7 protein-coding genes are annotated in these 11,607 nt (G+C 42.6%); 2 read left to right on the top strand and 5 right to left on the bottom strand.

Annotation, left to right across the window (positions count from 1 at the left end):
- A partial coding sequence (locus IQ246_RS25790; protein ID WP_194006163.1) for a glycoside hydrolase family 65 protein occupies positions 1-2,370 on the bottom strand: 2,370 nt, incomplete at its 3' end.
- 91 nt (positions 2,371-2,461) lie between these two features.
- Entirely contained in the window at positions 2,462-4,894 is a 2,433-nt protein-coding gene (locus IQ246_RS25785; protein WP_194006162.1) for a sucrose synthase, read from the bottom strand.
- Positions 4,895-5,077: 183 nt separating this feature from the next.
- Between IQ246_RS25785 and IQ246_RS25780 the strand changes: the two genes are divergently transcribed.
- Positions 5,078-5,215: a hypothetical protein gene (locus IQ246_RS25780; RefSeq protein ID WP_194006161.1), complete on the top strand. Its 138-nt coding sequence runs from the start codon at positions 5,078-5,080 to the stop codon at positions 5,213-5,215.
- Between the two features lie 356 nt (positions 5,216-5,571).
- Complete coding sequence (locus IQ246_RS25775) at positions 5,572-6,006, top strand: HetP family heterocyst commitment protein (protein WP_194006160.1); 435 nt, start codon at positions 5,572-5,574, stop codon at positions 6,004-6,006.
- Positions 6,007-6,298: 292 nt separating this feature from the next.
- Here IQ246_RS25775 and IQ246_RS25770 read toward each other — a convergent pair whose 3' ends face one another.
- The 3 genes from IQ246_RS25770 to IQ246_RS25760 form a co-directional block, all read right to left on the bottom strand.
- Positions 6,299-6,652, bottom strand: coding sequence for a late competence development ComFB family protein (locus tag IQ246_RS25770; RefSeq protein WP_194006159.1), 354 nt, complete (start codon positions 6,650-6,652; stop codon positions 6,299-6,301).
- 320 nt (positions 6,653-6,972) lie between these two features.
- Positions 6,973-7,302: a hypothetical protein gene (locus IQ246_RS25765; protein WP_194006158.1), complete on the bottom strand. Its 330-nt coding sequence runs from the start codon at positions 7,300-7,302 to the stop codon at positions 6,973-6,975.
- Positions 7,303-7,308: 6 nt separating this feature from the next.
- Positions 7,309-10,947, bottom strand: coding sequence for a PAS domain S-box protein (locus tag IQ246_RS25760; RefSeq protein WP_194006157.1), 3,639 nt, complete (start codon positions 10,945-10,947; stop codon positions 7,309-7,311).
- Positions 10,948-11,607: the final 660 nt, after the last annotated feature.

Below are 11,607 nucleotides of genomic sequence, written 5' to 3'. Positions count from 1 at the left end.
CGGGAGGGGGGGAGAAGTTTGATAGTCGGAATCCATTTGGTATTTTGGGGGATTATGAGAACTTGGGGCCCCCGCTTGCTGGGGATTGGGGGAGAGGTAAAGTTGGAGAAATTCCAGTTGGTGAGCTATTTCCGGGGCTACCTGTCCCTGGCGTAGGTCGAACTCGTGCCATTTACCGCGCCATTGCAGTTTAAACTTGAGGCGTGTCCAGCCAGGGGGCAGGTGGGGGGTGGCTACAGGGCCATCTTTTGTCAGTTGTACGCCACCAAACCCCAAAATCACAGCCTGCCAAATGCCACCAGCGCTAGCCCCGTGAATGCCATCGGCGGTGTTACCTCGGCTGTCTTCGAGATCCACCATGGCCGCTTGCATAAACCGTGCGTAAGCCTCTGCTGATAAGCCCAAATCTGAGGCTAAGATGGCGTGAATTGCCGGGCCAAGGGAGGAACCATAAGTAATATCAGTGCGGGGTGCGTAGTAGTCCCAGTTTGTCTGCAATGCTTTTTGGTTGTAGGGAAAATCCTCTGATTGCCGCATCAAATAGAGGAGCATTAACACATCTGGCTGCTTGAGCACTTGTCGCTTGTTAGCTCCTTCGATACCTAGGATAGCTTGCATGGAGCGATCGCGTGGTTCATAGTCTGCTAAGTTGATATCTTCTAGTTGGAAAAATCCCTCGAACTGCTCGATTAGTCCTGTTGATTTGTCAGATGGAATCCATAGCTTGGCAATGATTTCTTGCCATTGCGTTCGCTGTTTTGAGGAGAGTTGCAATTTCTGCTCTAGTTCGGTAGCGCACTCAGGAAAGTTTTTGTCAAGCCAATCGTAGACTGCGATCGCTTTTTCTAGATGCCATTGTACCATCCGGTTAGTGAAGGTGTTGTTGTGAACGAACTCGTGGTATTCATCTGCTCCAATTACTCCACGAATTTCATACCGTTCGGAATCTCGATTGAACTCGATCCGGCTTTCCCAAAAGACAGCGGTATCCAATATAATCTCTGCGCCACAGTCTCGCATCCATTCATCGTCGTCAGTAGCTTGCCAGTAGTACCAGACAGCATAAGCGATATCTGCACTGATGTGAATTTCGCGATCGCGACACCAAATCCGCACATCGTCTGCGTAAAAATCATTAGGCAGTGACCAACGGGGCGTCACTTCGTCCCCAGTCACAGCACTTTCCCAAGCATACATCGCCCCCTTATACCCATCATGGAATGCCTTGCGTCTGGCTCCATTTAATGTGTGGTAGCGGTAACTGAGCAAGTTCCGGGCTATAGCTGGTTGAATATAAGTAAAAAAGGGCAGAATAAAAATTTCTGTATCCCAAAAAATATGACCGCGATAGCCAAATCCGGAAAGGGTTTTGGCAGGAATACTAACTTGATCATCATGCCGTGGCGCCGCAATCAGCAGTTGAAATAGATTGTAGCGGACGGCAAAAGCAGCTGTACTATCTCCTTCAATGATAATGTCACTTTGCTGCCAAACCTCATCCCATGCATTTTTATGGGCATTAAGTAGCGTTGTGTAATCTGGCAGGTGCGCGAGTTTTTCTTGAGCTGCTGCGACTGGTATATTAATTTCCCGCGAGGTAAAAACAGTGACCATTTTCTCTATCGTCACTGTCTGTTGTGATGTAGCTAGGAAGGTCACACTTGATGTCGGGTAGCCAGGTGCGCTGTTAAATTGCAACGCCGCCTCAGTTCCCGATATTGTCGTCCTAGCAGCCATGCCAATTTCAATCCGAGAGTTGCGGGTGCGACGATATAACCAAAAACCTTGATCCGTCTTACCTTGGTCTAGCGCTTCCCAATGATTGAAACCCTGATTTTCAGGATAGCCGTTGATGCTAGCCTGAACTTCGATTAACCCATCGAAATCTACTGGCGTTAACTGGCAGCGTTGCCCTAAGACATGCTGATCTGCCAAACTAGCAAAGCGTTCAAATTGAATGTCTATAGTTTTACCACTGGGAGAGCGCCAACGCACAGAACGGCTGAGAATGCCTTGGCGCAGGTCAAGCTGGCGCTCATATCTCAATATCTCACCCTGATCGAGGCGGAAGCGTTCGTGTAGCGTCTCCGAAGGAGATTCGCCATTAACAATCACTACCAATGGCAACCAGTCAGGACAATTGGCGAGTTCTGTGTACACCACAGGAACATCATCGTAGACACCGTGGATAAAAGTAGCTGGCAATGAATTAGCAGCATACCCTTCCTCAAAGCTGCCCCTTGTTCCCAAGTATCCATTGCCGATTGTAAAGACGGTTTCTTTAGAGTGCAACTGGTTAGGGTCAAACTGGGTTTCGATTAATATCCAATCTGTGTAGATAAAATGGCGAGAATGACCTTTTGTATGCATATAAATGGGGAATTAAGAATTGGGGATGGGGCATTGGGGATGGGGCATTGGGCATTAGAGATGGGAAAGAGTTTTATTGATAGCTTGTCCTCTATTCCCTATTCCCTATTCCCTTCATATTCAGATGTTGTTCCAAAATCTTTTCTACTCTGGGTTTATAAATGAGATGAAATAATGTTTCCATGTAGCGATCCCTAGCTTCGTTATTTTCTGGCATGACAAAGTTCCAAAAGCTGAAGATTTTGGTAAGTGATAATAACTCACTAGTATGTAGTTGCCAATTGTACTTATTACGAATCCGCTGGCTCATCCACTCAGAAATTTCTTGCCAGTGTTGGGGATGAGTGTCGCATTGGTCTAGGAATTCTAAAATTTTCTTTGCTGTTCCTTGTAAATCTGTAGGGTTGAGATTAAATCCATCCTCTCGATTTTCAATAATTTCTAAAGAACCGCCAAATTGAGTGGCGAAAGTTGGTAAGCCGGAAATCATGGCTTCTAGAATGCTGCGTCCAAAGGCTTCAAAGAGGGCAAAGTGAACATAAATTCCCCTGCGATCGGCAATTACTCGGTAGGCTTCGCCGAGGTCAGAACTTGGCAAGCGCATTCCTAACCAGCGAATATTACGATGGAGATGATATTGATTAATAATGTCGTGAATTTTTTGAATTTCTCCTGCTTCTTCTGGGTTGGTAGCTTCATTTGGATGCAGTTTACTAGTTAAGAGAATCAGGTTACAACGTTCTTGCAAAGCCTGACTTTTGCCAAAGCATTCAGCCAAACCAGTGAGATTTTTGATTGAGGTGATGGGAGCTACGGCGAAGATTGGTCGCTTGTTGGAGTTATCTAAGTGTCCAATAATTTGGGGGTCTTGGCGGTTAAAGAGTAGGTCGTGGACTCGTTGACATCGGCTAATATCTCGGTCTTCTTTTTGGCTGTAGGGGAAGAAGATATTCTCATTTACTCCCGGCGGTACCATATTGAATTTAGGACTGAATAGATCAATCCCATCAACCACATGATACAAATGGGGCATAGTAAACAACTTATATGACTCGTATTGACCTATGGTTTCTGGTGTCCCGACAATTTCCTGGTAGGACGAGGTGATGATGAAGTCGGCTGCATTCATGCTGATCAAATCAGCGGTAAATTGTGCCGAGAAGTGGTATTGGTCTTCTAAATCTTGCCAATATAAATTGCTAAATAAATATTTAGGTTTTTCCAATGAATGGGCAATGTTACACTGAGTGACTTTCATCCGGCGGGAGAGGAGAAAGGCTACTAAATTACCGTCACTGTAGTTACCAATAATTAGATTAGGACGACCTTTGAATTGAGTTAATAAATCTTTTTCTGCATCAAGGGCAAATTGCTCCAAATAGGGCCAAATTTCAAATTTAGAAATCCAATTGTTGGTGATTTCAGGGTTGAATTCAGAAAAAGGAACTCGTAAGATCCAGGCATTTTCGGTATCTTGAACTTTTTCAAGGCGTAGGTTGCAGAATGTACCTTCGCAGTTAGGAATGAGCCGGGTGAGAATAATCACATGAGGTTTAATCCCTAGTAAATCGAGTCCAGCAAGTTTGATTTCTTCACGCAGTTTATTTTCTAAGCTGCGAGCTTGTTCAAGGACGTAGATGACTTGACCAAGTGTTTCATCTCGTCCTAAGACATCCTCTTGAGCAACCCAGCCATGTATAGAGATGAGGACAACCCGGAAAACCGCAGGGACACGGGCCACAAATGCTTCGAGGATGGCGGGCTGTGCAGTGTCGATGAGCCGTTCGAGAAGTTCTAGAGTTTCGCGCACTCGCGCAGCTGTGTTACCCCAACCTGGTTCAAAACCGAGTGCTTGCAGATCAAGGCGAAATTTTTCGTAGGCTTCGTTTGGGTGTCGCTCACTGAGGAATTTGATGGCTAGCTTAACTTGTTTAGCTAGCTGGATACCAGAGGGAATGCGATCGTTGAGCAACAGGCGAATTCCATCGTGCTGAAGTCTGTATATAGATAGATATAAAAGCTCTAGCCAGTACTGGGGGTCAGTTCGCAATTGACTGCACAGGTAACGGTTGAGGAAGGCTAAACCTTGACCGATGTTTCTGGGGTCGTCAATACTAGGGGAACTCTTGTAAAAGGGGTGGAGGTCGATTTCGAGGATGTGGGGTTGGTAGCGGTTGACTAGGCGATCGCTCACATCTAGCAGTGCTGGAGGCTTCATCAGCTCGAACTTAGTAAAATCTGATGTCAGTCGCCAAACTTCTGGGCTAGCAATCTTGGGTCTAATTACAAACCAGGTATTTTCCTCTTCCAGAATTATCTCATGAGTGTAGTTTATGACTCTGCCAACAGAGGAAGAATGGTAAAAGTAAGCTGGTTTTTCGGATTGGTGACAGTAGTCGGCAAAAGTTTGCAAAATTTCATTCCTCAGGAAGTAGCGCTTACCTGAGATGCTTAACGCATAGATCAACTGACGCAGAGCAGTTTTTTCATCACTATCGAAGACAGATTGAACTAGTTCATGCATGACGAACTCCAGAAGTCTAATTAAGCCACGACCTCATTTTTATCTCCTCAACAACTCTGTTTTTAGATGACGCTTTCTGTGAGGTACAGTTATTCTATAATTTTAAGTAAGATTGTAAACCTTCACTTCTAGCTATGGGATGAAAAACTCCACCCACAAGGAAATGGGGCATGGGCATGGGGCATGGGAAAGAAGCTACCAATGCTTTATGCTTCTGCTTACCTCGGCTTCGCCCTTTCCTACGGGAGGCTACGCCAACGACTACGCTCAGGACAAGCTCGGCACGAGTTGCTCAGTAAGTGTTCCGATATTTATATTTGATTTTTTTAGTTCTGATAATTTCTAATATTACCTAATCTAATTGTCTCAAAAAAATGTGCCAATTTGGCTGAACTGACTGTAGAGAAATAGTATTGTGTATATCAAGTAACTACTTTTTTGCAAATTGACCTACCAAAATATTGGCGGCTCAAGCTAAAGTACTGTGAATTTTCATAGTGTTTGCAAGATGTCTAATCATCAAACTATCAGATTTAAGGCTATTCAAACAGCTCCTGCTGAAATGATCATCTGTCGCTACCATATTGCAGACATTATGCTTGAGCCAATTCAGTAACTGTGAGAGGGTGGGTTAAATTTATCAACCTCAATTTCAGCAAGTTATATCAGGGTTAGTTATGAACTACCAAATTTCTTCTTCTCAGGCAAATTACCATAAAGCCATTAGTCCAGATCAATTAAATCAAGTCGTCGAAGCCATTGTCGATGGTCGATATTCCTGGGCTTGTGTACTAATTTTGCGTTTCGTTGGTTACAATCCACTCCATTTTATTCCTCAACGAACTTACAGTCGTTTAGTGAAAGAAAATAGCCAAGTTCAGCCCCAAACTGGATCTACGCAAAATTCAATACAAACAACCATTCATTCTTCTTTAAGTAGCTCTGAGCAACAAGATTCATCTAAAGTTTTAGGCAAAATTAATAATCTGGATTATTTAGAAACTGCGGACAAAAAACAGAGCGATCGCCAGGATAGTAATCTACCACTTTATTCAGCAGGCACAAAGATTACAGACCTACCTTCGTTCCGACTTCGTAAATTGCATAATTAATCCCGCTGTAATTCGTAATTCGCCCTGGGGCTACGCCTCACTACGAAGCTTGTAGGGTAGGTATTGTAAGGGAGTATCCCGTTTTGGCAGATCGCCCTGTGCTAAGGCGCACGCTACGCGAACAGACTAGAAGTCTGGGGCTATACAAACTAAACCCGCCTGCGCGGGTTTGGGAGAGTCCGCATCGGCGGACTTCTCTGCGAGACGCTATTCGCGAACGTTTGTGTAGCCACGATTTCCAATCGCCCGGTGTTTCTTCCAAAAATGGATGCTCCCTATTGTAATGCCTACCCTACTGTTCAGATGAAACATGAGATGGATCAACTGTATTTGGAATGTGCTGATTCACCTCTTCTGCTTTCTCAGATAAAATTTTTTCAATCCCTTGGTGAATAACGGCTTTTATGTGTAGACTTTGTTTTAGATAGTAACGCACATAGTCTGAAGTTATCAAATGCTCTTTTTCTTTTTCATCAACTGTTAGGTAATGATTAGGAATTCTATTTAAAGTATAAGCAATTAAATTTTGCCTAAAATCAGGATTTGCGAAAGCTTCATGATAAGGATGATGAGGATATTTTTCTAAAAGCTCCTCAATTTCTTGAACAACAAACGGCATTGTTAAATTGACAATAGTCTTAGACATTTTTTAATACCTCTCTTGCGCCTCAGGTTTTGTTTTTATGATTTTAGATATAATCACGATAAAATAAATGTAGAAATGATAAAATTTTGATGTTATTAATTATTGCATATATGAATAATTATGAAATTTTAATTGCTACTCATAACTCTGGCTAAATTAAGCTTAATCTCATAGATTTTGTAGTGCTTTATCAAATAAAAAGCCCTGTTGATCAGTGAGATGCATTAATATTATTAGTGTTGCTAAACATATCAAATTATAACAAGGTAAGTAATCGGACAGAAATATTTACACATTAGATTTTATGCTACATAAGGGTTTCAGGTCGAAATTTGTGTAATTAATTTTGTCTTACTACTTATCAAAGTCTGTTTGGGTAGCTCAGTGATGGTCTTGAGTATCCACAGCATAGCTTGATGATTAATGTGTTTAGCTTTAATTGGAAAGTTTACGTAGCGTAGTCCCAAAAACTCAGTCTTCTCCTTTTCATTAACCAGTAAACTTTTTTTGTGTTGCCAATGTAGGTTTAGCACAGATTTATAATCATCATCAGCTATTTGTTGTAACTGATCTAGGGTAATTTGTCCAGCGATCGCTAAATCATCATCAGAAAAACTTTGAGCGCCCACCGTTTCAATTTGGGAAAACAATTAGAGTCATTTGTCATTAATTATTATCTTCTCCAGCTCCCCAGTTCCTCTAAGTATCTGGTGTAAGCTTGTCAATAACTCTCTGGCTGTGTAGGGCTTTGATAAGAATGCTTGCACATCAGGGCCAGCAGCTTTAGTGAAGAACTCAGTTGAGTTGAGTCCGCTACAGGCAATGATTTGAACTTGTGGGTTCATTTTTTGCAAGGTGCGGATAGCGGTGATTCCATCCATCTCTGGCATCATCATATCCATGATTACAGTATTGATTTTATACTTGTGCTGGGCATATAGTGCGATCGCCTCAATTCCATTACTTGCAGTGAGACTCTTGTAGTTGTAATTGTTCAGGATGATTGTGGCAACTTCACGAATTTGCGCTTCATCATCCACAACTAAAATCAATTCTCCCTGTCCTTGAGGCATATCTAAATTTTCTGTACTCAAGGCTTGAATTGCGATCACCGCTGGTAAGAACAACTGAAATTGGCTGCCTTGCTCAACTCCTGGGCTGAACACTTTGATAAAACCGCCGTGACTTTTAATAATGCCGAGCACAGTTGAAAGACCAAGACCTGTTCCTGTACTAATATCTTTTGTGGTGAAAAATGGCTCAAAAATTCTATCTAATACGAATGGCGGCATTCCCATTCCAGTATCCGCAACAGTAATTACAATATGAGGCCCAACGGTTGCCTCAAGATTCATCTTGGTATATGCATCATCAATAAACTTATTCTTCGCATCAATTTTGATATTACCGCCATTTGGCATAGCATCACGAGCATTTACTACCAGATTCATCAGTACTTGATGCAGTTGTGTAATGTCTCCAGAAACAGTCCAAAGGTCTTCTGATATGTCTGTGGAAAATTCAATAGATTTGGGAAATGTCTGCTGAGCTATTTGGGTAATTTCCAAAATCAGGTGTTTGACTTGGATAATTGTGTGCTCTCCTTTAAATCCTCGCGCGAAAGACAAGACTTGCTTGACTAAAGCTGCACCGCGTTTGGCGTTGCTTTCTACAAGTGCCAGCAGTTGCCCAGAACGCTCCTCATCTAGGGCAAATCTTCCCTGGACTAGTTGAGCTGCTGCCAAGATTGGTGTAAGTATATTGTTCAAATCGTGGGCAATACCACCTGCAAGAGTACCAAGGCTTTCCAATCTCTGGGTGCGAAAAGACTGCGCTTGGAGTTGTTTTTTTTCTGTGATGTCAGTATCAACGCTGAGGATGGATTTAGGTTCTCCGACGGCATCGCGCATTAATGTCCAGCGACTTTCTACGATAATTTCTTGACCGGATTTGGTAAATTTATTTAACTCACCCTGCCATGAGCCATACTCAACTACATTTGTTAGAGCCATTTCCAATTGCGGTGAAGTTTTTTTGTATAAAAGCTCTTGGAGATTCTTTCCTACAGCCTCCGTTGCTTGCCAACCGTAGAGACGTTCTGCACCTTTGTTCCAGAATAAAATTTCGCTTTTGAAATCTCGAACTAAAATTGCATCGGTGGCAATATCAAGGAGAGCTGCTTGTTCATAGATTTTCTGTTCTGCTTGTTTGCGATCGCTAATATCAGAAAATGAAGCGACTACTGCATAGGGGATTGGGTTATGATCTTGAAACAGGGGTTGGGAATTAATCGAAATCCAGGCTAGTTGTCCATTGGGCTTGTAGATTCCCATAATCACATTTGAACAAGGTTTGCCTGTACGCAAGGTGACTAATGTTGGATGATCTTCAATAGGGAAGGGAGAGCCGTCTTCATAAAGAGCCTGCAAAAAGGAATCTTCAAGGGTTCGTCCGATAATCTCATCGGCAGCAAGACCCAGAATCCTTTCAGCGCTGGTATTACAAGCAATTATTCTACAATCATCAGCCTCCAGTAAGACAACACCTTCTTGCATGGCTGTCACGACTGAACGATAGCGCTCTTCGCTTTCCTGAAGTGCTTCCTCCATCTGCTTGCGCTCAGTGATATCTCTTCCTATTCCTTGAACTTCAAAAACCTTTTCTGTTTCATCTTTAATTGCAGTCAACTTCCATTCAAACCAGCCAATACCGTTAGCTGTGAAGGTGCGTTGCTTAATAGTCAAGCAATAGGGTGGCGATGTGATGGCTGTTATGTATTGCCTGAAGTGATGCAATTCATCTGGATGTAAGAACTGAGATAACGACTGATCACGCAACTCATCTAACTGTCTGCCGAGTATCTTACACGCCGCTGTATTGGCAAAGGTAATCTGCCCCTGCAAATCAATGCGAATAATCATGTCGATTTGGGTTTCAACTAGCTGGCGATAGAGTTGCTCACTTTGCCGCAATGCTTCCTCAACGCGTTGGCGCTCAGCAATTTCTTGTTGCAATAGCATGTTAGACACAACAAGTTCAGCCGTGCGTTCAGCCACACGTCTTTCTAACTCTTCAGTGGCTTGGCGCAGTACTTCTTCCGCCTGCTTGCGTACGGTGATATCGCAGATCAGCCAGCGCCAGCCAACTCGCTGACCCTGTGAGTTACACACGGCAGCTAACCGGATGCTTGCTGGAAAAGGTACACCTCTGCGTGGCTGTAAACAAATTTCCCACTCCTGCACCTGTAGAACATTATTTAGTTGAGCGACAAAGGTCGAATGGTCTTGCTGAGCAATAAATAAAACTAATGGTTTGCCTCTTAGATATTTTTGGCGCACACAGAGCAAGGTTGCTGCTGCATGGTTAGCCTCTTGGATGATCCCAACTGCATCAGTTACCAAGTAACCATCTGGAGCGAACTCAAACAAATCTTGGTAACGCTGGCGTTGCGATTCTACTTTCTGACGGGTAGCAGACAATTCTTCATTTTGTTGGCGTAGTTCCTCTTCCACCACCTTGAGTTCTTCGAGTGTTTGCTGAAGTTCCTCATTAATTTGCGTGGCTTGGGCAGATTGTTCCTGAACCAACTCTTGTAAATAATTGTGAGTTTGGCGGCGTACTTTTTCTATTTGCTGATTGACATACCTTAATTCCTGAAAGTCGGCGGGGAACTGTGTACCTTCATTGGCATTGGGTGATGGCTGCACGCTGACTTGGGGTATGGGGTATTGGGCATTCGTAACTTCTCCTTGTGGGTGGAGTTTTTCATCTGTGGGTTTTTGTAAATATTGGTGTAACCCTTCGATCGCTCCAACCATTTTCACGAGATCAAATGCGTGCAGCAAGGAAGTTTCAGTGACAATTCCTACTAGTTGCTTCTTTGAGTCCAAAATGGGCAAATAGCGAATTCGATGCTGACGGAATAACGACAAGGCTGTGAAGATATCCTGAGAATCTGATTGTGTGAGGGTTATAACTTGCTGGCTCATCACTTCAGACATTTTCACTTGGGATAAATCTTCATGACAAGATGTCAGTTTTACTACATCTTTTTCAGTCAGTATACCCAGTAGTTGCGATCGCTCTACAACCAAGATACAGCCAGTTACTTGCTGACTCCAGAGGCTTGAATCGGATGACGAATCTGAGTTAGCCAACCCATAATTACTACTTCGTTCCTGACTCATCAAGACAATGGCTTCGCCCACATAACTATCAGGGCTAATCGTCAATGGAGAACGATCAATAACATCATATAAAGTAGGCAAATCAATAAGCTGATCTTTAAATCGCATAGTTAATTCGTCAATTCTAATTATGTTATTGACATTAAAACGATCATGTAGAAGCTATTGTGAGAGAACTGTAGAATAACAGTGTCTATCATGCTCTAACAAAATATTAATCAAATTTATTGATGAATATGTCACGTGAATCATACAAAGCCCCATGAATAATGATATACGTAGCCCAAATATAGAATTTCAGATGGAAAGGGGATGAAATTTTGTAGTGGTCAAATTAATTCTATTGTCAAATTAGCAGTGTATGAGCTGTTGTCTAAATAAATTATCCTATTTAATTGGTATGAGTCGTTCTAGTGGAGCGGTATTTTGGAAATTAATTGTTTAACTTCTTCAGCAGAAGTCCTATGAGCATAAGTAAGCAGTACACTCTACTGAAATAAGCAAGCAAAGAGGTATTTTGCTCAGAGTTAGCGCATCTCAAATAGTATTGACAAAAAACACATTTAATGGGATAATTTCCGGATAAGGATTTGTAGATCGTGCGTAAAATTCCATCCCCTTGTAAATGGGGCGGTTAACGTCTTAATTAATTTATACAGGCAAATACGGTTAACCTCTGTAGAGACGTTGTATTACTCTGTAGAGACGTTGTATTACAACGTCTCTACAGTAATTTTGGGGCCCCGAATTCCCCATTCCCCATCCCCC

It is taken from the genome of aff. Roholtiella sp. LEGE 12411 (assembly GCF_015206995.1).
Classification (GTDB): Bacteria; Cyanobacteriota; Cyanobacteriia; order Cyanobacteriales; family Nostocaceae; genus Komarekiella.
The sequence above is the reverse complement of the archived record's forward strand: the minus strand, read 5'-3'. Positions and strand labels throughout refer to the sequence as shown.

Bases quoted from the DNA above. Each gene is read 5' to 3' on its own strand.
- IQ246_RS25760 (WP_194006157.1), bottom strand. From the start codon at position 10,947: ATGCGATTTAAAGATCAGCTTATTGATTTGCCTACTTTATATGATGTT.
- IQ246_RS25775 (WP_194006160.1), top strand. From the start codon at position 5,572: ATGAACTACCAAATTTCTTCTTCTCAGGCAAATTACCATAAAGCCATT.
- IQ246_RS25780 (WP_194006161.1), top strand. From the start codon at position 5,078: ATGGGAAAGAAGCTACCAATGCTTTATGCTTCTGCTTACCTCGGCTTC.
- IQ246_RS25770 (WP_194006159.1), bottom strand. From the start codon at position 6,652: ATGTCTAAGACTATTGTCAATTTAACAATGCCGTTTGTTGTTCAAGAA.
- IQ246_RS25785 (WP_194006162.1), bottom strand. From the start codon at position 4,894: ATGCATGAACTAGTTCAATCTGTCTTCGATAGTGATGAAAAAACTGCT.